This is a genomic window from Fluviicola taffensis DSM 16823 (genome assembly GCF_943372375.1).
In the GTDB taxonomy this organism is placed as follows: Bacteria; Bacteroidota; Bacteroidia; order Flavobacteriales_D; family Crocinitomicaceae; genus Fluviicola; species Fluviicola taffensis_A.
Genome location: NZ_CALRYJ010000002.1, coordinates 381,508 through 408,097, shown reverse-complemented (window position 1 = coordinate 408,097; position 26,590 = coordinate 381,508). Strand labels below are relative to the sequence as shown.

Genomic DNA, 26,590 nt, shown 5'->3' with positions numbered 1-26,590 from the left:
TTAATTTATTTGCCTCCAAAAATACGGCTTCTTTTTAATTCTTCACAATTTTCACCTGAAAGTATTGAACATCTGTGTGAATAATTAAATAATAAGTTCCGTTTTTCAATTCTGAAATCGAAAATTCATGCTTCCCATCTGAAATTATTTTCACTGTTCTTCCCTGAACATCAACAACTTGAATATCCTTCAATGGAATAGAGGAGTCTACTGAAAGGTTCCCCAATGTCGGGTTTGGATAAACTTGAATTTGATTCGACAATTCATCAATTCCTAACGAAGGATTGTAAGGTTGTGAAAAAACTTCACATCCGTCTATACTTGTTCTGGCAACTGTAAAGTTTGAAGAGGTCGGTAAAGTGATCGTGTAAGAGGTATTTGTAGCTCCGGGAATTGCAATTCCATTCTCGTACCATTGTAAACTCGGATATGGATCAGTTGAAAGCAATGTTCCGTTTACATAAATGATTGCAGCGGGTGGAGCGGAAAGTGCCAAAACAGTGAGGGTGTCTGATAACGAAATACATCCATTCTGATCGTATGCAGTGAAATAAACATCTCCTGAAGCTGTCAATGCGGAATTGAGCGTCGTATCACCGTTCATCCATTTGATGGAGTAATTCGGTATGGATGCAGTTGAAACCGCACTGTCTCCCGGACAGAACAATGCATCGGCAGTTATTGTATTGGTGAAATTAGATTGCAATAAGAGGTTCAAGGCGTGAATTTTACCATAACCGTAAGCATTATTTGGAATTGTTCCTGTAAAGATATCCGTGAATGCTGTGGAGTGAATCCCATCCAGGAAACTCTGGTAATTCCCTTTGCCACATTTTTCAAGATACAAAGCAGCAATTCCCGCTACAATCGGCGAAGCCATGGAAGTTCCACCGTTGCGTACATGCATTCCATCATCAGACATGGAAGCATTCCATCCCGGATCGTTCAATAACCAATACGGTCCGGCGCTTAAACTAACGTCTCCGCAAGCTGAAATATCCGGTTTGATATGCCCGTATCTGGTAGGACCTTTTGAGGAATTCGGAGATAGCTGTCCCACAACTGCCGTATAAGATGGAGCAGGAGTGTAGTAGTTACCATTTTTATCCAGATGCCCGAACCGATTTCTGATGTTCCCTACAGTAACGACTTTCGGAGAACAGTTCCAGGAAGAAACGATTGTCATCAGTGTATCCGCCATATGATAGTGTTGAATATTCGGGTAAACACCTGAAGACGGAAGACCTGTTGTTAACATGTCATTCAGTGCAATTGCTGCTGAACCGCTCCAGGCATCATAACTGCCTAATCCTTTGGTTTTAAATGCGTAGAGATAACTTGTTGAATCAACATTCGTGAAATAGAATTCCAAATGCAAGTTCGGACCTACAATTTCAGGATAGATTTCCAACGTTGCAATTCGATTCGACCCATTCCATAAGGTATCTTTAATAGTTGTCCCAATACCTGTATTTGCTGCCCGGTAAATCAATTCGGCACGCTCTTCAAAACTTCCACCGGATAAATTTGCCCCCCAGGAATAACTCCAAGCAGCATCCGTAAGATCTGTCCACAAGTCTAAATAAACGGTATTCGGACCCAATTGACTTCCCGGATTCGGAACTACCCAAACAAATGAAGTATCGGCATCTACATCTCCGTGAACGTGGTATTTCCCCCATGAACCTGAGTTTCCGGCTGCACAGACAATGATTCGTCCGTTTTTCTCATCCAGCAAATTATCCATCAGAACAGCTGCCGGATCCGTTCCGTCGTGACTTCCCAAATAAGAACCTACAGATAAATTAACAACAGCAGGGAGTCCCAATTCATCCGCTTTCTTAAATACAAAATCACAGGCGTCAGCTACAGTCAGTGTCCAGTTCTGTAAATTGAAGTTTGTTTCGATGACGATAATATTTGCTTCAGGGGCCATTCCGGTTTCTCTTCCTGTGGCTGATCCATCGGAAACTGCGGCACCGGCAACAGATGTTCCGTGAGCAGAAGATTCTTCCATACTCCCACAGGTTCCGGCCTGGATTTCAGCTCCGGTCCACAATTGTCCGTAACCGTAAGGCTGTGGCGTATTTGCGGCAACTGGAAGTGTATGGTCCCAATAATAAAGCACGCGGGTATTTCCGTTTGCATCTCTAAAATCCGGATGGTTATAATCCAATCCCTGGTCCACAAATGCAACGATTACGTCTTTTCCTTTAAAAGGTGTTTGCAAACCTCCCAATCCCTGGTGAACCGGTTTTACAAAGTGTGTTACCAAACTGGTGTCATTTAATGGCTTGGGGACTGAAAATTCCAAATAGAATGACTTGATTATCTTCGAATCCATCGCTTCTTTGATCCAACTTGGTTTTGCCTGAATGTAAATCCATTCACGCGTTACTTGTTTCACGGAAATCTCTTTTACAGCTAATAGGGCATCCAAATTTCCTGAATTAGGAACTGCAAAGGCACAAGGAATGGCAGGCTGCTCTTCCATTAGCTTTTTGAAACGGAAATTATCCGTTTGTGCAAAAGCCAGACTTGAATTAAACAAAATTAATCCTGCTATAAATAATATTTTATTTACTTTCACCGCTTGTTGTAGTAGTTTTCCTATGAACATTTTTTTTAACCTTTAATATAGAATACTCTAAATATCTTTCTGCAAATTAAGATATTTGTTTAAAAGGAACTGTATTCCGCTCAAAAAAGAATTAATAATCATGAAGAAAAGAATCCTCACATTGTCATTTGCCCTTTTTTCCGTAGGTGTAATGAACTTTATTTACGGTCAGAAAGTTGAAGAGATTAAAGACTGGTATAATGGCCCAACACCTGGGATGAATACTGAAAAAGCTTATTCCAGTTTGAAAAAGCAAAAGTCAACAACCGTTATCGTTGCAGTTATTGATTCAGGTATTGACATCGAGCATAAAGACTTACAGGGAAAAATCTGGACAAACGAAGATGAGATTCCAAATAATGGAATAGATGATGATAAAAACGGGTACATTGACGATGTTCATGGCTGGAACTTCTTGGGTAGCCCGGGTGGTCTGAACCAGGATTTCGCTCGTTTGGAGAAAACCAGAATCTGTGCTGAATTGCATACAAAATTCAAGGACAAATCAGAATCAGACATTTCAGATGCTGACAAAGCTGATTACGCAAAATACAAAGAGCTTCTAAAATCAATTGAAGCTGAGCGCCAGGAGAATCTTTCTGCATTGGAGCAATACACTCAATTGGAGCAGATGTTACCGATGTTGAAAGCGAAACTGATCGAGAAACTGGGGGAGAACTTCACGGAGAAAGATGTAGATGCATGGAAAGCGGAAAGCCCACAAGATCTTCAATTGAAGCAATTAGGTAAATACATTGCGAATGGTCAATTATCGGAAGAGGCAATCAAAGAAGGAATCCAACATTTGAATGCTAGTGCGAACTACCAGTTGAATATGGAATATAACGATCGTCAGAATATCGGAGATAATCCGGATGATTTCAATGATGTTCATTACGGAAACAGTGACGTTGAAGGACCGGACGCATTGCATGGTACGCACGTTGGTGGAATTATCGGTGCTGTTAGACACAATGAATTAGGTGGTGACGGAGTTGCTGAAAATATTCGTTTGATGTCTGTACGTGCAGTTCCGGATGGAGATGAGCAAGACAAGGACGTTGCTTTGGCAATTCGTTACGCAGTTGACAATGGTGCTTCCGTTATCAACATGTCATTCGGTAAAGCTTACTCGAAACACCAAAAAGAAGTTTATGAAGCGATGCTTTATGCAGATGCTAAAGGAGTATTATTGGTTCACGCTGCAGGTAACGACGGTGTAAACCTGGATGAGAATCCGAACTTCCCGACAAATGAATACTCCTTCCAGGCAAAACCTTTGGACATGTATTTGTGTATCGGTGCATCCACACGTGATAAAAAGAATTTGGCTGCGACATTCTCAAACTTCAGCTCCCGTCAGGTGAATATTTTCGCTCCCGGATTTGAGATCTACAACACAATCCCTCAAAGTGATTACAAGATCCTTCAAGGTACTTCAATGGCAGCTCCAATGGTTTCAGGTGTTGCTGCTTTGTTGAAATCTTACTTCCCATCATTGACTATGAAGGAAATCAAGGATATCATGTTGGCTTCAGCAAAACAATACAAAGGAACAATGATTCCTTCTCCGGGAACAGGAACATCTGTTGACTTCGGAACACTTTCAACAACCGGTGGAGTAATTGATATCTCTGCTGCTGTGAAAATGTGTCAGGCAAAAGTTAAAAAGTAATTCACAATCCTTATATTTAATACCGTCTTGGCTAAGCTGAGGCGGTATTTTTTTTGCTTATGAAAACAATTAAACTCATTCCAATCCTTTTTATCGGATTCTACTTCATCACCGGATTTACAATTCCAAAACCCAGTGAAACAGAAACAATAGACCAATTGATCGACAAGTGGCATCAGTCAGCTGCCAAGGCCAATTATGCAGAGTACTTTCAATTCATGGCTGACAATTTCATTTTCATTGGGACAGATCCTGCTGAACGTTGGAACAAGGAACAATTCGGAGCATTTTGCAAACCTTACTTCGATCAGGGAAAAGGATGGGATTTCCGAAAAATAGAACGTCATATTGAAATTTCCAAAGACGGGAAATTTGCCTGGTTTGATGAAAAGATCACTACCTGGATGAAAGATTGCCGGGGAAGCGGTGTCCTGATGAAAGTGGGAAAAGAATGGAAACTCAGTCAATACAACCTGGCGGTACTCATTGAAAACGATAAGATTCAGGATTTCATCAAGCTTAGAGAAGCAACAAAGTAGACTTCGACTATGCTATCCTTGCTTTGCCGAAGCTATGCGAAGGCAAGAACTCTAGCATTCAGCCGTCTTCCGGATAAAAAATTGGAAAGGTCATTTAGTTCGCACGGCGGAAAATGCCTTTTTCAATCAACTCCCAATAATAGTTAACTATGTAAACCGTGACATCGCTTTTGTTATCTTATCACTAAGAAAACACTTGATATGAAACGATTCGTTTATTTGGGGTTGATTATGATAACCGGGTTATCATTCAACACATTCGCTCAGGAAAGTGACAGTACAGGAATGCCTGGAGACAATTTTGATTTACAGGCAGCATTGAATCTTTTTAAACAATCCAAAGATCTACCAGACTTCGAAAAGAAACTCAATACCGAGTCAAACGGAGTCAATAATTTAGATTTGGATGGAAATTACAAAATCGACTACATCCGAGTAGTGGATAAGAAGGATGGAGATAATCACGCCATTTTATTGCAAATTCCGATCACTAAGACAGAAATACAGGACGTTGCAGCTATCGTCATAGAAAAACGCAGCGATTCTGAAGCACAATTACAAATTATCGGTGATAAAACCTTATATGGTGAAGAAACCATCATGGAACCGATCGATGAGAAGGAAATTAAAAAAACCACCGGTCCGGCTTTGATGTCGCCAACTGTAGTTGTCTTTGTAAATGTCTGGTATTGGCCTTGTGTTCAATACATGTACGATCCTTACTATGATCCATGGTATTCTCCTTATTACTGGGATTATTATCCATCTTGGTGGTATCCATGGAGACCGGTCTATTATTATGTTTATTATGACCGGATGTATTATTATCATGGCTGGTGTCAATACACCAACGTTTATCATGTTCCGAATGCACACCGGATCTACCTGAACAATAGATCAAGTAGTCCTTCCGTAAGAACGAGGTATGCTCCACAGCAAGCTGCTTATAAAGGCAGACCTCTTAACAATCAATCTGCAAACGGATCTAAAGGTCGTATGGAAACAACGAACGGGAAAGTCGGTAATGCTGTAAAAAGCACGGGGAGAACTGACGGGACAAAAATTGAAACAACGCGTCCTTCAACGAATCCCCAACCAAAAGTACGTGAGCAAGCCGTTCCGAGACCAACTAATCCGAACAACGGAGGAACCATTAACAATGGTGGAACAAACAAGGACAATAACAATGGAAATACCCGAACGGTTGAACCTGTCAGAAAAAATCCGACAACGACTCCGCAGCAAAGACCGGTAGAAAGAAGTCCTCAGCGTGTCAATCCGCAACCACAAAGACAAACTCAACCGGCTCGACAAGTCCCTCAAAACAGACCGGTTGTCAGACCTGGAAACGGAGGAGGAAAAAGAAGATAGTAAGAGTAGAGCTGAATAAAAAAAAGTCGGGGTGAAAAATTTTTCGCCCCGACTTTTTTTTGGAAATTTCTTTTCCTATTTCTTTTGCTTGTTTTTTGCTCGTTCCTGTTGTTGACGCTGTGCGTCATCCAGGCGTTGCATGAAGCTCGATTTCTTTTTAGGTTCAGTACCTTTCTTCGCTGAATTTGTTTGAGCTGCAGCCATTTTCGCTTTCAACTTTTCTTCATCTACGAAGAATTTTTTGATAATGAACATCAAGATGATCGTCATCAATGTGGAGATGAAATAGTAGTAACTCAAACCTGAAGAATAGTTATTAAAGAAGAAGATCATCATGATCGGGAACATGTACATGATGATTTTCATGTTCGGCATTCCGGGCTGTTGCTGTTGCGTCATGTTTGACGAATTCAAATGCGTATATGCCAAAGTCGTCACTGCCATCAATAAGGTAAATAATGAAACGTGGTTACCATATAATGGAAGATACGTTCCGAAATCCCAAATGGAATCGAATGAAGACAAATCTTCCGCCCAAAGGAATCCGCGTTGTCTCAAGCTGAATGTTGCAGGGAAGAAACGGAAGACAGCCAATAAGATCGGCATCTGGAAGAGCATTGGGACACAACCGGCCAGAGGAGAAGCTCCCGAAGCTCGATAAAGTGCCATCATATCCATTTGCTTTTTCATTGCATCCTCTTTCTTCGGATATTTTGCATTGATATCATCAATTTGTGGTTTCAAGATCTTCATCTTAGCGGATGAAACGAACATTTTCCACTGAACCGGCATCAAAACCAATTTCAAGATAATGGTCAATAACAAAATCGCAAGTCCGGCATTGATTCCCAAGTTCATGAAGAATGCAAATACAGGTTGTACTGCATACAAGTTGATCCAACGGAAAAGACCCCATCCTAAATTCAGGATATCATCATAATCTTTATCATAAGATGCCAGCACGTCGTAATCATTTGGTCCGAAATACCAAGAGAAGCTTGCTTTCCCATCTTTCACAGACTGCATTCCCAAATTCAACTTTGAACGGTATTTGCGAATGTGTGTAAAGAATTCCTTGGAACCTTCTTTGTAATTCGTTGCGGTGAATTTGGTGCCTTTCACCTTAAATCCATTATCCGCATCCAAAATAGAGGAGAAGTAGCTTTGTTTGTAAGCCACCCATTTCATATCTGTTTCTGCAACTTTATAACTTTCAGCAACCTCGCTGTTCCAGTCCAACTTTCCTTCAGCTGATTCATAACAAATCGTAGAAACCTTGCGTTGTTCCGAAAGTAATCTTTCCGAACGAAGCATTTCCATTTGCCAATCCAACATTACTGAATTCGGTAACACTTTCCCGTTCAAATCTTTCAATTCGATGGTATATCCCAAATCGTAACCGCCTTTCAGGTTGTATGTGTAAATGATTGAACCATCAGCCACATCGTGTTTGAAAACAACTTTGTGCTTGGTTTTTGAAACAATCTCAAACTGTTTGTTCCCCGTTGCATACTTGTGTCCGGAAATATTGAAGATCAACTGATTGGTCTGATCTCCATCCTTGAACAAATAAAGCGGTGTGATCTTACCGTCTTTCTTGGCAAAGTTCAGGTAAGACTCATATTCTTTCAATTGAACAGCAGAAACAATTCCACCTTTCGTGGAAAAATCCACAATCAGTTTCTCTGATTCCAAACGTACGATTTCTCCTTTTGCAATGACTTTCGTAGGAGCTTTCACACGAGGAGCAACGATTGTATCTTCGTTAGTCTTTTCGTTTAAATAAACCGGATTCCCTTTGTCATCCTTGATTTGATTTCCATCCTTATCTTTCTTAGCAACAAGCTTCGGTTTGTTTTTCTCCGCTTTTTCTGTTGAATCCGCATCTTTTTTCGCTTGCTCGGCTAATTCTTTTTGCTCTCTCTGCGTGGCTTTCTTTTCCTTGTCACTTGGTTGGCTCATGTATGTGAACACTACCAACAAGGCACCAATAAGCGTAAGACCAATAACTGTATTCCTATCCATTCGTGTTTATTTGTTTTAATTAATCAGCTAAGGCTGATTAATTCTTTTCGGTTTAACATCTCATTATCCACTACCGCGGATATATTTTTCGATAAGCCCACATTGCAACTACTCATGACTGCACTGCCGCTTGTCTTTTTTTCGATAAGCCCACCGGGCTTATCTCTTGTTGTCAATAGCTGCCTTTACAAAGGCAACAAATAAAGGGTGTGGATTATCCACGGTACTCTTGTATTCCGGGTGATATTGCGCACCAACAAACCAAGGATGATCCGGAATTTCAACCACTTCAACCAATCCTGTTTCCGGATTTTTTCCTGTAGCAATCATTCCTGCTTTTTCGAAAGCTTCCAGGTACTCGTTATTGAATTCATAACGGTGACGGTGTCTTTCTTCGATCGATTCGGTATTGTAAGCTGAAGCAACTTGCGTGTCCGGTCTCAACTGGCATTTATAAGCTCCCAAACGCATGGTTCCTCCCATGTTTGAAATGCTTTTTTGTTCTGCCATCATAGAAATTACCGGATATTTCGAGTCTTCTGCAATTTCAGTGGTGTGTGCGTCTTCATATTTTAAGACGTGACGTGCAAATTCAATGACTGCACATTGCATTCCCAAACAGATTCCAAAAAACGGAACCTTGTTTTCACGTGCAAAACGCACCGCTTCAATTTTACCACTGATCCCACGAGAACCGAATCCTGGTGCAACCAAAATTCCATCCAATCCTCCAAGCTCCTTTTCAATGTTTTGTTTTGTCAATGATTCGGAGTGAATCCATTTCACATTCACACGTGCTTCATTTGCAACACCTCCGTGAATAAATGCCTCAGAAATTGATTTGTATGAATCTTTCAATTCGACATACTTACCAACCAAACCGATATTCACTTCCTGAATCGGATTCTTTAAACGAGTCAAAAACTCTTTCCACTTAGTCAAATCCGGAGAATTTTTAGAAGGTAAGCCCAGTTTTTCCAGAGCTACTTTATCTAATTCTTCTGCTTGCATTAAAAGAGGAACGTCATAGATTGATTCCGCATCACGCGATTCGATCACCGCATTCATGCTCACATTACAGAATTTTGCGATTTTCTTACGAATCGTCAAATCCAGTTCATGTTCTGTTCTACAACATAAAATATCCGGTTGAACACCCAATTCAAGCAATTGCTTAACGGAGTGTTGTGTTGGTTTTGTTTTCAATTCGCCTGCAGCAGACAAATAAGGAATCAATGTCAGGTGAATAACCAAACAATCACTTTCAAATTCCCACATCATCTGGCGCACTGCTTCCACAAATGGAAGTGATTCAATATCACCAACCGTACCACCGATTTCCGTAATCACGATATCAAATTTCCCGGTTTTACCCAAGATCTGAATGCGTTCTTTAATTTCGTCTGTGATATGAGGAATGATTTGAACTGTTTTCCCTAAATATTCTCCTTTACGTTCTTTTTCAATGACGCTTTGGTAGATTCTTCCGGTAGTTACGTTATTGGCTTGTGAAGTAGGAACATTCAGGAAACGTTCGTAATGACCTAAGTCCAAATCTGTTTCAGCTCCATCGTCTGTTACGAAACATTCACCATGCTCATATGGGTTCAATGTTCCCGGATCGATGTTGATGTAAGGATCTAATTTTTGGATTGTCGTAGAGTAACCGCGTGCCTGAAGCAATTTTGCTAGCGAAGCTGAGATAATTCCTTTACCCAAGGATGATGTTACCCCCCCGGTTACAAATACGTATTTTGTTGAATTGGACATATATAAAAATTGTAACTACGGGGCGCAAAATTACATCAAATAAATGAATAAACACGAATGTTTTGATTGCTTTTTCAGAAATAAAGGCGAAGTGTGGAAAACTACAATTATATCTGTTTTAAAAATCGGTGAACGGGACTTCGACTCCGCTCAGTCACCTTTCACAAATGATAAGGTTAATCTAAAGGACATTGAGCGCAGTCGAAATGCCCTTTAGAATTAATAAGGTAGTCCATCATTCAAAAAGGTTTGGAAATAAAACCGCGGTTTTCGGGCTTCTTTTCGGGTAAACACATTGTTTCCGGATTCGTTCAAGCGCGGATAATGCGGAGTTCTGCGTTCCATTTTCTTCGGGAAAAGAATCAGGTCGTGACTGAGTTTATTCTGAAAGACATGTCTGATCTGCTCACTATCCCATCCAATTCTGGTCCCGGCAGTCTGGATTCCTACAAAACGATGTTTGAATTCCCCGTATAAGATTCCGTGATTCAGCTTTCCATAAGGTTTTCCGGTCAAATCCCGATAGCCATTTGGTGCGCCGGGAAGCGGATTCCTGTCCCAATGCGTTTCACCGGATTCACCTGTCCAGATAGTCATTCCCACACTGACTTTGTATAGACTGTCACGATAAGAAATAACCAGGCTTCCGGTACGAAAACGATCCTTTGCCTGTCCGCCAAATACATCATTTTCCAGGAGAATATCTACCCGTTGAATCCCGATATTCCAGGCTCCGGAACGTTGAGCGCTTCCTACACGATCCAGGTACCAATAATGTGCATAACCAATTGAATATTCCGATTTGGATTGATGTAAAGGACCATCCCAATCAATATTCAATGGATTCTTACCTTTTCCAAACATTAGAACACCACCGGTACTTAATCTCAGTTCCCCAAAATGAGAGCGATTTCCGAGATTTGTCAGAAAATAGCGTGTAGTGACTCCTGCATTCATCTGTAAAAAGTCATTGCCTGCATATCCATCCAATTTGAATCCAAATGAATTCTGATGGGAGCCAAACGCAATCAATACAGTTGCTTTTATCCCAGCACCGGGTTTCCAGCGATTTTGGCTAAATGCCATTATCGGAAGCAAGAGGATTAAAAACAAGAAGCGATTCATCGAAAACGAATTTACAATTTTCAGACCGAAATAGTCTGTCTTCATGAAATACATCCAATCAACCATTTAAAACACCGCTTAGTCCAAACTCGTGTGTTTCGCTTGAGATTTCATTTAACTTTGGTTTATGTTTAAAGCAAGAAGGACATATTGGATGGCACAAATAGGAGGATGGGCTTTGCTTTCCCTGCTTATCTTTTCGGCATCCACCTTTTCAAATCAAAGTATCGACCTGCAAACAATCGTTATTTCCACGAGTTGTTTCTTCGTGATGGGAATCGTACTGACTCACCTGATGCGTTATTTCTTCATTGCAATGGGCTGGCTGAATATGCGCTTATCGAATTTGATTCCGCGCGTTCTGCTTACTTCGGTCTTCTTTGCGGCGATCATGTCGATTTTAAACACGCTCGTTTCGCATTTTGTTTCAGGAACTCCTTTCAGTTTTTCCATTGTTGAATTCTCACTGAACGTTGCGGCAACCCTGATCTTCTTCGTGTTGTGGAACAGTGTTTACTTTACGTTTCACTTTTTCCAGCGGTCACGCGAACAGGAGGTAAGCAACTTACAGCTTACAGCCAGTCACAATGAAATTGAATTGAAAAACCTGCGTTCGCAACTCAATCCACATTTCTTGTTCAATTCCCTGAATTCTATTCGCGCATTGATAGATATCGAACCCTACCGTGCCCAGGAGAACATTACGAAATTGTCCAATCTGTTGCGGAAATCATTGATTATCGGAAGTGAGCAACTGGTTCCGATGGAAGAGGAGTTATCCATCGTTCAGGATTACCTGGACCTGGAGAAAGTCCGTTTTGAAGAGCGTCTGGAGATCGTACAGGAATTGGACCCTGAAGTAATGCACTTTCTGATTCCTCCTTTCATTCTTCAAACACTGGTGGAAAATGCACTGAAACACGGAGTCTCACAATTAATTGAAGGAGGGACCGTTTGGATCAGGACTAAAAGAAAAACGGAGTCCATCATCCTGGAAGTGGAGAACAATGGAAATCTGCGTTCTTCCCGAAAAGATTCGATGGGAATAGGAATATCTAATACGCTTAGAAGATTGGAACTTCAATACAAAGGAAAAGCAAATTTTGAATTAAAACAGAACACCCCTAAAACTGTTATTGCAATCATTGAAATTAAAGAAATATGAGAACCATAATCATTGATGATGAGAGACTTGCGCGTGAAGAGTTAAAGAAACTCTTGAAAGATTATCACGAAATTGAGATCATTGACGAAGCAAAGAATCCGGAGGAAGCAATTGAAAAGATCAAGGCATTAAAACCGGACCTGATTTTCCTGGATATCCAAATGCCCGGAATGACCGGATTCGACATGTTAAAGAAACTGGATGAAATTCCACAGGTTGTTTTCGTTACTGCCTTTGACGATTTCGCCTTGAAAGCTTTCGAAGTGAATGCATTGGATTACTTATTGAAGCCTGTTGATCCGGCGCGCCTGGATGAAACCTTAAAAAAATTGCTCAATAATTCCGAGGCTGATTTTCAATCCACTGCCAAAGCTCCGAAGATTGACCGTTCTTCACGACCATTAACCATTTCCGATTCGATCTTTATTAAGGACGGGGAGAAGTGTTTCTATGTCTCATTGGACAAGGTTCGCCTATTTGAAAGTGACGGAAATTATGTAAAAGTGTACTTCGATAAGAGCAGACCGTTGATTTTAAGATCGTTGAATAGTTTGGAAGAACGCTTGGAGCCACAGCATTTTTTCAGAGCGAATAGAAAATACATCATCAACCTGAACTGGATCCAAAAGGTAGAAAACTGGTTTAACGGCGGTTTACAAGTGGAACTGAAGCCTTTGATCATTAAAACAGCTACCGGAGAGGAAATCCGTGAAGGGGAGAAGATTGAAATCTCGAGAAGACAAGCAATTAAGTTTAAGGAGCTATTCTCTATTTAAACAGGCACTTCGACTACGCTCAGTGACCTGTTTACGAAGATTCAAGGTGAATTGAGTGTAGTCGAAAACACCTTTTCAATTCTCAACTAATGTGATTCCGTTTTCATGAAGACTGATTAGTCTTTGTTTGTAAAGGTTTCCAATAACTTGTTTGAATACTTTTTTCGACCAACCGGTTCTGTATTGGATTTCTTCCGGATCGGATTTATCTGTTAAATCCAAGAAACCTCCATTATTCTCAAGAATTGCCAGGAATTTTCGAGCATGTGCGTCAATTTTGTCGTAACCGGGACGTTCCAGGACAATATCCAGCTTACCATCCGGTCGAACTGTTTTTACAAATCCCCTCAAGGTTTCGCCCATTCTAACCCGACGGTGCAATTCATTCTTGAAGATTAATCCCTGAAAACGATTATTAACCAACACTTTAAGTCCAAGTTCTGTAAATTCCCAAACCATCAGATCCACTTCATCATCAGCTTGGAGTTCATCCTCAACCGTTTCCATATACATTCCAATACGAGAAGTACCAACCAAACGCTCAGTAGCTTCATCGATGTACATGTAAATGAAATAATGCTTTCCTTCTTCCAAAGGCTTCGGTTGTTCGCGATACGGAATGAGTAAATGCTTTTCAACACCCCATTCAGCAAAAGCTCCGTATTGGTTAACTTCTGCAATCTTCAGGAATGCAAACTGATTGACAAGTATTTTAGGAGTCAGTGTTGTAGCAATGATTCTTCCTTCGGAATCCTTGTACAAAAACACTTTAATCATGTCGTCTATCTGAAAAGACGGATCAACATATTTTGTAGGCAACAATACGTCGTTCCCTTCTTCATCTTCCAAATAAGCTCCCGGACTCGTAAAACGGTCGAGACGCAATTCATTATAAACTCCTAATTCCACAGAACAAAAGTAGTCAAAAGAAATCCGAATTACGAATTACGAATTACGAATTGCAAATTAGAAGTATAGATTACCTGATTGCTTTGCGGCAATGATCATACACGGTAATCTCATCTCGTTGGTAATCAACGATTGGGCGAAATTATCGAATTGAGGAAGTAAACTCTCTGAGTGATAAGCCAATGCGATCAGATCAATGTTCTTTTCCTTCACATATCCCATCACTTTCTTCGAGTAACTTCCACTTGAAGGAAGCAGGTTCACTTCACATTTCGCTCCTTTTTCGTCGTATTTGTTTCGAATCAACAATACCCGATTTTTGGTTTGCTGAGACAAGCCTTCATCCGTATGTTTTTCACCGATCACGTGAACGGTTGCATCAAAAATACGTGCCAAATCGCCGGCAGAACTTACAATCTGAAGACTTTCCTTCGATAAATCAATCGGAACAACGATGTTTTTGATCTCTTGATGTTTGGTTTCTTTCTGAACGATAATAAACGGAACATCACAACTTGTAATGACCTTCATTGCAAAGCTTCCGGTCAATTTTTGGAAACCTTTCGCACCATGAGTCCCCATTAGAATCAATTGGGCATGCTCTCTGTTTGCGATTTTATTGATGTCGCTAAAAATATCCCCAACCGCTACCAGCACGAACATTTCCACACTTTCCGCAATTACTTTGGATTTAACAATCTCCCATAACTTTGCTTCAACAGCGGCAATTTTGGATTTATTATCAACCAAATGCAACAGCATGATATCTGTTCTTACGTGTCTACCAAGGAATAAGGCATAGTCCAAAGCAGTGTTTCCAACCTCAGTCAAATCATGCGGGACAATGTACAAATTTCTACTCATAGCGATTATTTTTCACCAAAATAGCCAAAAAATCGTTTCAGTAAGTGTATTAATTTTTAACAAGTTAATGTTGATGAATATTTCGCCGATTATTTCACCGATTTTAACGAAGATTGGCTTGAGAGTCATTGACTGCTGTCTACTTTTACCGTTCTAAAAAATAACTTTATGTTCGGAATCGTTCTCTTACTCATCATTTTAGCTCAAGCTACCCTTTCTTACGCACTTTTCGAAATTCAACACCCATTCTTCATCATACTTGGTATGCTGCAATTACTTTTGTTCTTTGGAAGCATGCTCGTCATGATGCGTTCAATCCGCAATCGGAAAACGACGGACTACCGAAGAGGATTCAATGCTTTCGGTGTAATGATCGCCTCAGGTGTTCCGGCTTTGGGATTTTTTCTTTTTGGAATCGTTTATCTCATTACAGGTATTGCATGGATTGAATACATCGGATTTGGAATCACTATTAGCATGTTTTTCGCGATTCTTTCGGGGATCATCTGGGGAAGATGGAATTGGAAAACACATACCATTGAATTGCCATTTGAAAATTTACCCGCAGATTCAGACGGATTGCGCATTGTTCAGATCAGTGATATTCATGTAGGAAGCTTTTTCAATAAATACGACAAAGTAGAAAAAGCGATTCAACAGATCAACCGATTAGAAGCCGACTTTGTCTTCTTTACCGGTGACCTGGTCAATAATATTGCGGAAGAAATGTTGGGGTGGGAGGTTATTTTCTCGAAAATACAGGCGAAAATTGGAAAATACAGCATCCTTGGGAATCACGATTATGGAGATTATGTCCCGTGGGATAAGGAAGAAACCAAGAATAATAATCTGACCAAATTGATTGCCATTCACAAGGAAATCGGATTTACCCCTTTACTGAATGAAGCCGTTGAGTTGAAACCGGGATTTTGGTTGCTTGGTGTGGAAAACTGGGGAACAGCTCCGTTCAGGCAAAGTGGAAAATTGGAAGAGACCTTGGAGAGCGTTCCATCTGATTCATTTAAGTTGTTGCTTTCACACGATCCAAGTCATTTTGATGAACAAGTCGCTGCGAAAACAGATATCGACCTGACCTTGTCCGGACATACACATGGAATGCAATTTGGAATTGAACGTTTTGGAATCAAATGGAGTCCGGTTTCTTTTCGCTATAAAAAATGGGCAGGATTGTATAACATTGGAAAGCAATTTCTTTATGTCAACCGTGGATTCGGTTATTTGGGTTTTCCGGGCAGAGTAGGTATTTATCCGGAGATTACGTTGATTAAACTTCACAGCGTCAATAAAGAAGCATAAACCTATTTTGAGCAACAAAAAAGGCTGTATACCGAAGTAAACAGCCTTTTCATTCATGAGTACCTAACAATTAGTTGACTAGGTTGATTTTACCTTTTTCAATCTCGCCGCTTTCGCTTCGGATTTGATAAATGTATACTCCACGGGTCCAGGATTGTACATGGACAACTTCCTGTCCAACAGAAGGATCAATCGTTTTTTGAAGAATAATTTCTCCCAATGAGTTCAGAATAGTCAATTCTTTCTCGCTTCCATTCCATGTCTGTGAGAAGACGATTTGGAAAGCCTCCGTTGCTGGATTTGGGAATAATTGGATTCCTGAATCAGTTGCATCATCCGCTAATCCAGCCGTACTTGAAATAGTGAAGCAAGAATCCGACTCGCATGCATTCATATCCGAAACGGTTACACAATAAGTTCCCGGAACTGCCGAAATGGTTTGCAAGGTGGAATTGTTGTCCCAATCAAAAGAATAAGGAGCAGTTCCTCCGTTCACACTCAACGAAATACTTCCGTTGCATGATGAACAGCTTGCATTCGTTATCGAAGCAGAAACATTCAGAACAGCAGGTTCAGTTACCGCATATGAATCGCTATACGGACAATTGTTTGCATCTGTAATACTCACAGAATAAGTTCCCGCAGCAAGGTTATTTGCAACCAGCCCTGTTTGATTAATTCCATTTCCACTCCAACTAATAGAATAAGGAGCAGTTCCACCTCCCACAGAAACGGAAATACTTCCATTGGATTCGTCGTGACAAGCGGCATTCGCAATTGAGTCGGAAACCGTAATCACAGCAGGCTCAGTTACCGCATATGAATCGCTATACGGACAATTGTTTGCATCTGTAATGCTTACCGAATACGTTCCGGCAGCAAGGTTATTTGCAACCAGCCCTGTTTGATTAATTCCATTTCCACTCCAACTAATAGAATAAGGAGCGGTTCCACCTCCGACAGAAACGGAAATACTTCCATTGGATTCGTCGTGACAAGCGACATTCGCAATTGAGTCGGAAACCGTAATAGCAGCAGGTTCAGTTACCAAGTATGAATTGCTATACGGACAATTGTTTGCATCTGTAATGCTTACCGAATACGTTCCCGCAGCAAGGTTATTTGCAACCAGTCCCGTTTGATTAATCCCATTTCCGCTCCAGGAAATAGAGTAGGGAGCAGTAGCACCTGCAACGGTTAGTTCTATCATCCCTGTAAATTCCGAATGACAAGAAACCGGCGAAATGGAATCAGTTATAACAAAACCCGGAACAGACTGAATAGTAAAAGATGAATCGGCCGTGCAACCCGCAACATCTGTTATGTTCACACCATAAGTTCCTCCGGTCAAATTGTTTAAATCCGGCGTTGATTGGCTATTCGACCAATTGTATTGAATTGTTCCCGTACCTCCGGTTATTGTCAAGTCGATTTCTCCTGTGCTATCCGGACAACTTGGCTGAAGGACCGAAGCATTCAAAATCATTCCCGGATAAACCATCAAATGAGTTGTATCCAAGCCATTAATCACCGGATTACTTGATTTAATTCGCAATTGATAATTCGCACTTGAAGTACTAGCTGGAATAAATCCGTTAATGGTTCCCGTATTCAAACTACTGTTCAAAACACCAAGAACCAACGGTGAGGAAAAACTTCCGGATGCATCTGATAATTCCAAGGAATAGGTATTTCCAGGATTGAAAACACCATTGGAATTGAATGTGATCTGAACACTGTCTCCCTGAATCGAGGAAACACAACTCACATGGTTTGTTTGAACTACCGGTGCTGCAATGGAATTCGTCACAACAGGTGTCACTTTCCCATAAACAGTTGAATTATTCATCATTTTCATAGTTCCGAGCGCACTGCTGGCATGCCATGCTACCAAACGGAAAACGACGGTATCGTTAGCAGAAGCCAGAATAGGTGATGGTGGAACAAAGGACAAAATGGTAGTCGGGCTACTTGACGGGGCTAGAATAATCCGTACTCCGGAAGCAACAGACACAAAGCTGTTACCCGTATTTATTGATTTATATTGAAGAATACAGGAATCAGGTCCGGTATTCGATCTTCCAAGGATGATTGATAAACTATCAATTTCGAATGTCGTTGCACTATTGGCACTAACCGAAAAAGTGAGGTGTTGATTCGCTGTAATTGCAGCGTTTGCTGATGGGTTATTCCATTTACTTGAATTGATTCCATCTGCAGCGGTTGAAAAGGTGTTTCCAGCTCCCCGTGTAACTTGTGTAAATAAGACACCTGGCGCAGCGGGAATTGTTGCAAAAGAATTGGTTGGAGTTGAGACCCATCCCGAATAAGTATTCGGACTAAATGGGGTTTGTGCTTTTAAGTTATTTACACCCATTCCGAAAATGAAAAGGGGCAAAATGTAAATCAATACTTGTTTTTTCATGTTTTTGTCTTGCTTGATTAAATTATTAAAAGAGTTCCCCCGCCGAAACGGAAGAACTCTTTCAAGTAGTTAGATAAATTAACGAATGTCTATTTATCCGTCTTAATTACACGAAGTGTTTGGTTTTCAGTAGCAGAAGCTATACGGATAAGGTACGTTCCTGCTGCCAATTTTGACAAATCAGCTTGTAAACGGTGTGTTCCTTTTGCTACGAATTCGTTAGCAAGAGTCATACGCTCTTTCCCTGAAAGGTCGAATACTACTACAGAAACATGCTCATCTGAATTTGTTGTAAATGTTACAGTTGCCAAACCAGTTGTAGGGTTAGGGAACAATTCAAGTTGTGAATTTCCTGAAGTTGTCAAAGCGCTACGACCTTCACCACATCCATCCACATTTACATTTGCAGCAAAAGTAGTGCTACCACCACAGCTATTGAATCCACAGAAAGTTCCTGTTACAGTAACTACAGAGTTTACAGTACCGATCTCAATATTCGCACAGTTACCAGTAGTTGATGCTACAGTTGCATCACCGGTAGTTACGCTGAAATTGTATGCAGAAGCACCGATAGCGTGAACTCCCAAACCTGTTACATCATTGGTAGTCAATGAATCCCATTCAGTAAACAAAGTTGGAAAACCATAGATTCCAGCCAAATCAGGATTTACAGTGATTCCTGAGTAAACACATGCTTTTCTTACCAAAGTCTTGTTTTCAGTTGACCAAAGGTAAGTCGGGCTTAATGCTACTGAATCTCTCCAAGCAGATCCCGGATCATTTCCTACCGAACCGAAGATATCTACAGCGCTGCTTGTACCCAATTTGTACAATACCAATGCATCATCTCCGTTGAATTGAAGGAATTTTGAATATAAATCAGGAATTCCAGTCCAAACAGTAGCAGAATCATGAGCCACTACAAAAACGTCTCCTGCAACCAATGTTCCTGAAAGTGCGATAGTATATGTTGGTAAACCAGCGAATGAAGCACCATTGTGGTATGCTCTCAATTCATATCCTGATAAATCTACATCTGCACATGTTCCGTTGAAGATCTCCAGGTATTTGTTGAATCCTGTTCCTTCAACGTATTGAGAGAAGATCAAATCGGATGATTTTACATTCACACAAACTTGTGTCACATCTTCCGGACAACCTTGAATAGATCTTGGCTGACAGAATTGAGCTGCCGGGTAAACCAATACATATTCTTTTACAGATGTAGCTTCACAACCATCTTCGCTGCTCACAGTTACATAGTAAGTTCCTGAACCTGTCGCAGTCAAAACGTCTGAATCTGCACCTGCAATCGTTCCATCTTGATTGAACCATTGGTAGAAAGGGTTCTCAATGTCAGTAGTAACTGTAAATTGCGGCAAAGTGCTTCCCGCGCAAAGGATCGTTGATCCTGTAACAGCGATTGTTGCTGTTTGCTCTCCACAAGAAACGGTAGAACCACAAGTCGTTGAGATATCATCTACTCTGAATTGCGGATTGGAGCTTGAAGTTCCAACCAATGTGCTGCGGAAACGAATACGCAAGTTTGCTACTAAAGCTCCAGCAGGCATTGCCGCTGCTCTTTTGTACCATTTTGAAGTTCCCGTTCCCGTTGGTAATGCAGGAAAGCTCATTGAACTCCAAGAAGCTCCATTATCGTTACTGTACTCCAAAACCAAGTAATCAATCCCGGTGGAAGCATTCGTTGATTTGAATACACCAAAGCGGATAGAATCAGCAGTGGTACAAGTAGCAGCATTGATTCCTTGCATTTCAAAATCTTCCTGTGCCTGAATCAAGGTGTTGTAACCTCCTGAAGCTCCTGCGTAACCTGTTGAAGGAGTAGTTGTTCTCATGTCTGCAGACCCGGTGTAAGTAAGAGCGACAAGAGCGAAATTACCAGCAGATTCTCTGGCTGCGATTGTTTGAGTACCGCTTCCCAGGGTTCCCATTGTTTCCAAAATTTGTCCATTTGCGACAAATCCCATCAATGCGATTGCACTTGTGGCAACCAATTGTTTCATTGTGTTGTTTCTTTTCTTCATAATCGAATTTTTTTAAAGTGAATAATGGTTTCGAAACCGAAGTAAATTTACAACCGACTGATTTTAAAGCTTTAAAATCAGTAATAACAATGCTTTAAGTTTTCGGGTAAATTGAAAGCTATATTAATTCTCAACAAACTGTTCAGAGCAAAAAATCGATTTAGAACTGAGAAAATGGAGATGAGCCATGTGTACTTTCTTTAAAAAAAAAGAAAAAATCAAATTTTGGACTGGTTTTTGGATTTAATAAGCAGTAGAAAATTCCGGAATCCGGGTCGATTTGACTTGTTGAATTTTTCGTTAAAAAGCGGTTTGTTTTTTCATATATTCACGCTTTATTAAAAAGTAAATCTACACGTAATCAATTGTTTACATTCACTCAATAAAACTCAAAAAAGAGTTTACAAATCGCTCTAATTCAGATTCGGTTTTGGGATCTGTGAGTTCTCCTGACATGGAAATCTTACTTTTTATTCCGGAAATCAGCAGCGTGGTTTCATTCGTGAACTTCACCATGAGCGTTTTCATAATCAACTGCAATTCTTCGTGACCTTTTTCTCCTTGTGCAGATGCAGTAATTAATCCGGTTGGTTTATCAGAGAAGACGGTGGTTGAAACGCACCATTCAATTGCATTTTTCAATCCGGAAGGAATACTGAATACATATTCCGGAGTACAGATGATAATTCCATCCGCTTGTTCGACTTGTTTTCTAAAAGCTATCACTTCTTTCGGAGGATTGTTCGCAGATAATTCCGGGTCGAAATGAGGAATGTTTTTCAAATCATTGAAAATAATCCAATCCAACTCGTTTTTGGTTTGAGCAGCCAGGAATTCCACCAGTCGTTGATTCGTGGAGTTTTCACTTGCACTTCCGATGATTGCCAGGATTGTTTTCATTTCAGAGGCAACCAGGTTTCCGGGGTGACTTTTTTACCCGTTGAAGCTTCTATGAGTGGCAATAAGAATTCGTTCTCACTCTTTCCGCTGTCCGTTATCAACTTATCAAAAACCATCGTCGCCATTGGAAACAATGAAGTGACATCTAACTTCCAGCTTCCTTCCTTGTAAAATTCAAAATATATTTCAGATGGCTTTCCTTTTGCAACAAATTGGGCTGCTGCAAAATCCTTATTAATTTTAATTTCTCCTATCGTATTGTTTGCAACACTTCCTTTCCCAACCATTCCCTTATTTACGGCATAAATGAAAAGACCTTTTCCGTCAAGTGATAGAATTTCTTCCTTTGAAACTTTCAGTCTAAGAATCAAGACCATCATTTTATCCATGACAGAAAGGGTTTCGATCTTAGACGAATCTGCAGTCTTTGTCAATTCCAACAGGTCGGTATAATACTGAAGCGTTTTTACACTCACATCTTCTGCTGCTGCAACTCCATCATCATTCAATAAATCTGTCCGGTATTTTTCAAAACATTCCCGCACCAATTTCTCTTCCCCTTTTTGAGCGAATGTGAAGGTTCCAAGAATGGTAAACAGGATGGTGGCTAAAATGTATTTTCTCATGAGCTTTCAGATGATTTCGAGGCAAAGATAATGCTTATTTCTTGTCTCTTTTCGATTTCCACCACACAAACAGCATTCCGATCAGAACAGCTCCCATCAGGATTAGGATCGGCAATGGGATGGAGGTTGTTGTGGATGGAGAAACGCTAAACGTCTCAGTTTTTAAAAGTAAGTGCATGAAACGGAACTTCCATTAGATCAGAATGTGAGTCTTTATAGTTACTCATGTAGGTGATAATCACATCCGCCACATTGTCTTTGTGTAGGTAAATCATCTGACCATATTTGTATCCTTTCCCGAATTCACAATTGAATTCAAAAAAAGAAGAGCCACCATCATCTGCATTGAATTCTCTTTTCACAGCTTGTGCAGGAAAGGCTCCAATATCCCAATCCTGTCCACCAGTCATGTTCAATACATTTGCCTGAATTCGTCCGGTGTAGGTTTTATTCGGATGCACCATGAGGCAATTCGGATCCTTTTTGCATTTTTCATATTCCTCCAGTTCAGGCTTAAGCGACCAAACGGAGTAACGAACTTCAAAATCTGCAGTTTTATTTTTAATAGCGAAACTATACTGCAAATCACGATTCTCTTTCACGTCCGATTCCTCATAACCAGCAGGCATGCTGAACTCAAGCCCCATGGCTTTGATCTCTTTTTGAAAAGCGCTTACTTTTACCACTTCCTTCTTTTCCGAAGTAGTGAATGACATTACTATAAGAGCAAATGCAGCCAAGCCCACAATCCCGTTTTTCATCTTGCTAATTTATTGGATAACCGATTAATTCCCACTCTCCAAACGTTTCTGGCGCTGCATCGGATTCTCGTTGCTCTGTTTTTGCTGGAACAACTGGAATTTCGACGGTTTGGAAGCAGGAGGGAAGGAGTTGTTGTTCACATCGCAATCTGCTGTTTCCAGGAACGGATCCAATTGAAATGAAACCACCGGTTTATCAAAGATCAACACTTTGGTAACCGTCAGATCGTCCATTCTCCAAATTTCAGCCGGAATGCGCACTTCTTCCGTGGAACCGTCTTCAAATTTTGCCTGAATGATCACCGGGCTAACCAATCCGCCTTTGTTCGTGAAAGCCAGTTCATAGAACTGTTTCTTCGAATTCAACAATTTCTTTTGTTCCGGGGTCAGTTTTGCCTGGAATTCATCGTATTCTTTCTTATCCAAACGATCTACTTTGTAAATATCCCGTTTCGCATAGAAATCGTCAATCAGCGTATCTCTTTCGTTCACCGTTTGCTTAATGGATTCCTTATTTCGGATATCTCCGATAAATTGTGGCTTTGAATCTGCTTCTTTCTTATTAGCCGCTTTTTCAACTTCCGGATTATTGGAGTTCAACTCGAAGTTCTTTACGTAATCCAATGAAATGTCCACATACTCGGTCGAATAGAACCATCCTCTCCAAAACCAATCCAAATCCACACCGGATGCATCTTCCATTGTACGGAACAGATCAGCAGGAGTAGGGTGTTTGAATTTCCAGCGCTCGCAATACGTTTTGAATGCAAAATCGAATAATTCACGTCCCATGACTGTTTCTCGCAAGATATTCAAAGCTGTTGCCGGTTTTCCGTAAGCATTGTTCCCGAATTGCCAGATTGACTCTGAGTTGGTCATAATCGGAGAAATGAACTTTTGATCTCCACGCATGTAATCCGTGATCATTGCCGCCGGACCTCTTCTGGACGGATAACCGCGTTCCCATTCCTGTTCTGTCAAGTATTGAACGAAGGTATTCAGTCCTTCATCCATCCAAGACCATTGACGTTCATCCGAATTGATGATCATCGGGAAGAAATTGTGTCCGACCTCGTGGATAATAACGCCCCACATTCCGTATTTGGTTTGCTCCGAGTAAGTTCCGTCCTCATTCGGTCTTCCGCCATTGAAACAGATCATCGGGTATTCCATACCAATTTGATTGGAGTGAACCGAAATGGCAACCGGATAAGGGTAATCGATCGTGTATTTCGAATAAGTCTGAATCGTGTGCGCCACCAATTTGGTTGAATAACGTTCCCACAATGGATTTCCTTCTTTCGGGTAATAAGACATGCACAAGATGTTTTTTCCTTTCACGACCGTATTCTGAGCATCCCAGATAAATTTACGGGAAGTCGCGAATGCAAAATCACGCACATTTTTCGCTTTGAAATTCCAGGTTTTGGTACTTGTAGCCTTATTCTTCTCTGCATTTTCAGCTTCAGACTGAGTCACGATCAAAACAGGAGAGTTGGAACTTTTAGCTTTATCCATTCGCTGTTTTTGCTCGGCAGTCATTACCGAAGCTCCATTTTGCAATTCACCTGTTCCAGCCACAATGTGATCGGAAGGAACCGTAATCGACACATCGTAATCACCAAAAGGAAGAGTGAATTCCCCTTTTCCAAGGAATTGTTTGTTCTGCCAGCCTTCTACGTCATTATAGACACACATTCTTGGGAAGAACTGTGCGATCGTATACAAGTAATTGTCCTCCTTTTCGAAGTATTCGTACCCGGATCTTCCTCCAAATTTCATGCGGTCATTGATGTTGTACCACCATTTGATCCTGAATGAAATGCTTTGCTTTGGTCCGAGTGGTTTTGCCGGATCGATACGCATCATGGTCTTATTGATCGCATAATGCATTTTCTCTCCATTCACAGTAGCCACCATTTCAATGTTGAAACCACCTTCAAAGGTCATCAATTTGCGCTCCACATCCTTGATGGACTGGAAATCCTCCATTTTCTCCACTGCAATCAATTTGCTGTCGGAATCCGGTTTAAAGATGTTCTGATCCAACTGCAACCAAAGGTATTCCAATACATCCGGGGAATTATTGGTATAGGTAATGACTTCTTCCCCGCGAATGGTTTGCTTGGTATCATCCAAGGTCAGATTCATCTTGTAATCCGCTTTTTGCTGATAGTATCCATGACCAGGTGCTCCTGCAGCAGTCCGGTATTCATTTGGAGTCGGCAATTCAATATCCAACTGGGCAAATTTGGTTTGTGCCGAAACGCTCAATCCTGAAAGCGCAATTGTCAGAGCAAAGATTTTTTTCATAATTACAGGGTTATCATTTCTGTAGGTTTGGAAGGCAAAAATACAGCTGTTTGTTTTTGTTTATTCCGAATAAATGTGACCTTGTTTTGTTGGTCGGGAAAGGAATCCATTAGCAGATTGAACGTAAAGAACAATTGTTTATCCAATTCCACCGGCTGACTTTCCATGTAGGCGTAAAGCAATCCATTGGGTAAAACGTCGAAACCGACCAGCTTTAAGGTCAGTGTCAGATCATTATTCGTTATCTTGAATCCTTGAGTGAGATAAACCTCCAGTTGTGTTTTGAAGTTTGGATTTTGAGTCTGTTCTTCGATGTGACCAGTTAATTTGGCATCTGATTTCTTCATGTCAAACTCCAGGTCGTGTGCATTCACTTCTAAAGTCACTTCCAGCTTTTTGGTCGATTCATTGTATTCCACCTCGCCAAAAGCAAAATAATACTCGTGAGCATTTGCTGAAAACAAGACAGAGAAAAACGCAAAGACTGCAAAGAGTTTCTTCATAAATAGAATATTACCGCAAAAATAACAGAATGCACTTAGAAGCGGGTCACTTTTTGACCAAAGGAGGAATAATTTGGTTAAGCACGCGAAAAAGTGGGATAAAGTTCAAGTAATTCCTAATGATGAATTACTTGAACTTTAAATATTTGTATTACTTATTGCCCTTAGCGTGATCCGCCAGGAACTGAGCCAATCCGTTATCCGTCAAAGGATGTTTTGCCAAAGCCAGGATTGCACTTAATGGTCCTGTCATGACATCCGAACCGATTTCCGCACATTGAATGATATGCATTGGGTGACGAATGGAAGCTGCAAGAATTTCCGTTTCAAATCCGTAGTTATCGAAGATGATTCGAATTTGTTGGATCAAGTCCATTCCATTTGTGGAGATATCATCCAAACGACCAACGAACGGAGAAACATAGCTTGCACCTGCTTTCGCTGCCAATAATGCTTGTCCTGCGCTGAAAATCAAGGTACAGTTGGTTCTGATCCCTTTTGTGGAAAAATACTTGATTGCTTTAATTCCTTCTGTTGTCATTGGAATTTTCACCACAATATTCTTATGCAATTCAGCCAAAGCTTCTCCTTCACGGATCATTCCGTCATAATCAGTTGCAATCACTTCCGCGCTAACCGGTCCGTCTACAATTTTGCAGATCTCCACATAGTGTTTCAAAATATTGTTCTGACCTGTGATTCCTTCTTTAGCCATTAAAGACGGATTGGTTGTGACACCATCCAGGATTCCCAGATCGTATGCCTCGCGAATGTCGTTCAGGTTTGCTGTATCGATGAAAAATTTCATGTTTTATGTATTTCTTGCAAAAGTAAACCCATTTAGTAACTAATTACGAATTA

21 protein-coding genes are annotated in these 26,590 nt (G+C 40.7%); 6 read left to right on the top strand and 15 right to left on the bottom strand.

From position 1 onward, the window contains the following. Positions 1–34 precede the first annotated feature (34 nt). The gene (locus tag AAG807_RS05100) at positions 35–2,620 is read right to left on the bottom strand and encodes a S8 family peptidase (protein WP_341901377.1); all 2,586 of its coding nucleotides are present in this window, start codon (positions 2,618–2,620) and stop codon (positions 35–37) included. Positions 2,621–2,720: 100 nt separating this feature from the next. Between AAG807_RS05100 and AAG807_RS05095 the strand changes: the two genes are divergently transcribed. From AAG807_RS05095 to AAG807_RS05085, 3 genes are all read left to right on the top strand, one after another. After that, entirely contained in the window at positions 2,721–4,295 is a 1,575-nt protein-coding gene (locus tag AAG807_RS05095) for a S8 family peptidase (protein ID WP_341901376.1), read from the top strand. A 59-nt stretch (positions 4,296–4,354) separates the two neighbouring features. After that, positions 4,355–4,834, top strand: a complete 480-nt coding sequence (locus AAG807_RS05090) for a nuclear transport factor 2 family protein (RefSeq protein ID WP_341901374.1) — start codon at positions 4,355–4,357, stop codon at positions 4,832–4,834. Between the two features lie 201 nt (positions 4,835–5,035). After that, positions 5,036–6,205 carry a hypothetical protein gene (locus tag AAG807_RS05085; protein WP_341901372.1) on the top strand — a complete coding sequence of 390 codons (1,170 nt, stop codon included), beginning with the start codon at positions 5,036–5,038 and terminating at the stop codon, positions 6,203–6,205. Positions 6,206–6,280: 75 nt separating this feature from the next. Here the strand turns inward: AAG807_RS05085 and yidC are convergent, their stop codons facing one another. The 3 genes from yidC to AAG807_RS05070 form a co-directional block, all read right to left on the bottom strand. Beyond that, positions 6,281–8,230: a membrane protein insertase YidC gene (yidC, locus tag AAG807_RS05080; RefSeq protein WP_341901370.1), complete on the bottom strand. Its 1,950-nt coding sequence runs from the start codon at positions 8,228–8,230 to the stop codon at positions 6,281–6,283. A gap of 159 nt (positions 8,231–8,389) precedes the next feature. Further along, the gene (locus AAG807_RS05075) at positions 8,390–10,000 is read right to left on the bottom strand and encodes a CTP synthase (RefSeq protein ID WP_341901368.1); all 1,611 of its coding nucleotides are present in this window, start codon (positions 9,998–10,000) and stop codon (positions 8,390–8,392) included. 219 nt (positions 10,001–10,219) lie between these two features. Continuing rightward, positions 10,220–11,179 carry a polymorphic toxin type 23 domain-containing protein gene (locus AAG807_RS05070; protein ID WP_341901366.1) on the bottom strand — a complete coding sequence of 320 codons (960 nt, stop codon included), beginning with the start codon at positions 11,177–11,179 and terminating at the stop codon, positions 10,220–10,222. A 73-nt stretch (positions 11,180–11,252) separates the two neighbouring features. Here AAG807_RS05070 and AAG807_RS05065 point away from each other — a divergent pair, with 73 nt between their 5' ends. After that, positions 11,253–12,290: a histidine kinase gene (locus AAG807_RS05065; protein WP_341901364.1), complete on the top strand. Its 1,038-nt coding sequence runs from the start codon at positions 11,253–11,255 to the stop codon at positions 12,288–12,290. Further along, entirely contained in the window at positions 12,287–13,066 is a 780-nt protein-coding gene (locus AAG807_RS05060; protein WP_341901360.1) for a response regulator, read from the top strand. Before AAG807_RS05065 ends, AAG807_RS05060 begins: the two co-directional genes overlap by 4 nt. Positions 13,067–13,141: 75 nt before the next feature. Here AAG807_RS05060 and AAG807_RS05055 read toward each other — a convergent pair whose 3' ends face one another. Continuing rightward, positions 13,142–13,975, bottom strand: a complete 834-nt coding sequence (locus AAG807_RS05055; RefSeq protein ID WP_341901359.1) for a S1-like domain-containing RNA-binding protein — start codon at positions 13,973–13,975, stop codon at positions 13,142–13,144. 57 nt (positions 13,976–14,032) lie between these two features. After that, positions 14,033–14,839: a universal stress protein gene (locus AAG807_RS05050; RefSeq protein ID WP_341901357.1), complete on the bottom strand. Its 807-nt coding sequence runs from the start codon at positions 14,837–14,839 to the stop codon at positions 14,033–14,035. A gap of 168 nt (positions 14,840–15,007) precedes the next feature. Here AAG807_RS05050 and AAG807_RS05045 point away from each other — a divergent pair, with 168 nt between their 5' ends. Next, a complete protein-coding gene (locus tag AAG807_RS05045; protein WP_341901356.1) occupies positions 15,008–16,156 on the top strand; it encodes a metallophosphoesterase in 1,149 nt (382 codons plus the stop codon). 70 nt (positions 16,157–16,226) lie between these two features. On the opposite strand, the gene AAG807_RS05040 is transcribed toward AAG807_RS05045, so the two are convergent. The 9 genes from AAG807_RS05040 to fsa all read right to left on the bottom strand — a co-directional run bounded on the left by AAG807_RS05040 (position 16,227) and on the right by fsa (position 26,537). Beyond that, a complete protein-coding gene (locus tag AAG807_RS05040) occupies positions 16,227–18,581 on the bottom strand; it encodes a T9SS type A sorting domain-containing protein (protein WP_341901355.1) in 2,355 nt (784 codons plus the stop codon). Between the two features lie 89 nt (positions 18,582–18,670). Next, the gene (locus AAG807_RS05035) at positions 18,671–20,626 is read right to left on the bottom strand and encodes a T9SS type A sorting domain-containing protein (protein ID WP_341901353.1); all 1,956 of its coding nucleotides are present in this window, start codon (positions 20,624–20,626) and stop codon (positions 18,671–18,673) included. 375 nt (positions 20,627–21,001) lie between these two features. Further along, positions 21,002–21,526, bottom strand: coding sequence for an NADPH-dependent FMN reductase (locus AAG807_RS05030; RefSeq protein WP_341901351.1), 525 nt, complete (start codon positions 21,524–21,526; stop codon positions 21,002–21,004). After that, positions 21,523–22,152 (bottom strand): hypothetical protein, encoded by a 630-nt coding sequence (locus AAG807_RS05025; protein ID WP_341901349.1) that lies wholly within the window; start codon positions 22,150–22,152, stop codon positions 21,523–21,525. The genes AAG807_RS05030 and AAG807_RS05025 overlap by 4 nt, the downstream gene beginning before the upstream one ends. 34 nt (positions 22,153–22,186) lie before the next feature. Further along, positions 22,187–22,330: a hypothetical protein gene (locus AAG807_RS05020; protein ID WP_341901347.1), complete on the bottom strand. Its 144-nt coding sequence runs from the start codon at positions 22,328–22,330 to the stop codon at positions 22,187–22,189. After that, positions 22,308–22,913 (bottom strand): hypothetical protein, encoded by a 606-nt coding sequence (locus AAG807_RS05015; RefSeq protein WP_341901345.1) that lies wholly within the window; start codon positions 22,911–22,913, stop codon positions 22,308–22,310. The genes AAG807_RS05020 and AAG807_RS05015 overlap by 23 nt, the downstream gene beginning before the upstream one ends. Before the next feature lie 24 nt (positions 22,914–22,937). Beyond that, entirely contained in the window at positions 22,938–25,226 is a 2,289-nt protein-coding gene (locus AAG807_RS05010; RefSeq protein WP_341901343.1) for a M1 family metallopeptidase, read from the bottom strand. 2 nt (positions 25,227–25,228) lie between these two features. Next, positions 25,229–25,729 (bottom strand): DUF6702 family protein, encoded by a 501-nt coding sequence (locus tag AAG807_RS05005; RefSeq protein WP_341901341.1) that lies wholly within the window; start codon positions 25,727–25,729, stop codon positions 25,229–25,231. 151 nt (positions 25,730–25,880) lie between these two features. After that, positions 25,881–26,537 (bottom strand): fructose-6-phosphate aldolase, encoded by a 657-nt coding sequence (gene fsa / locus AAG807_RS05000; protein ID WP_341901340.1) that lies wholly within the window; start codon positions 26,535–26,537, stop codon positions 25,881–25,883. Positions 26,538–26,590: the final 53 nt, after the last annotated feature.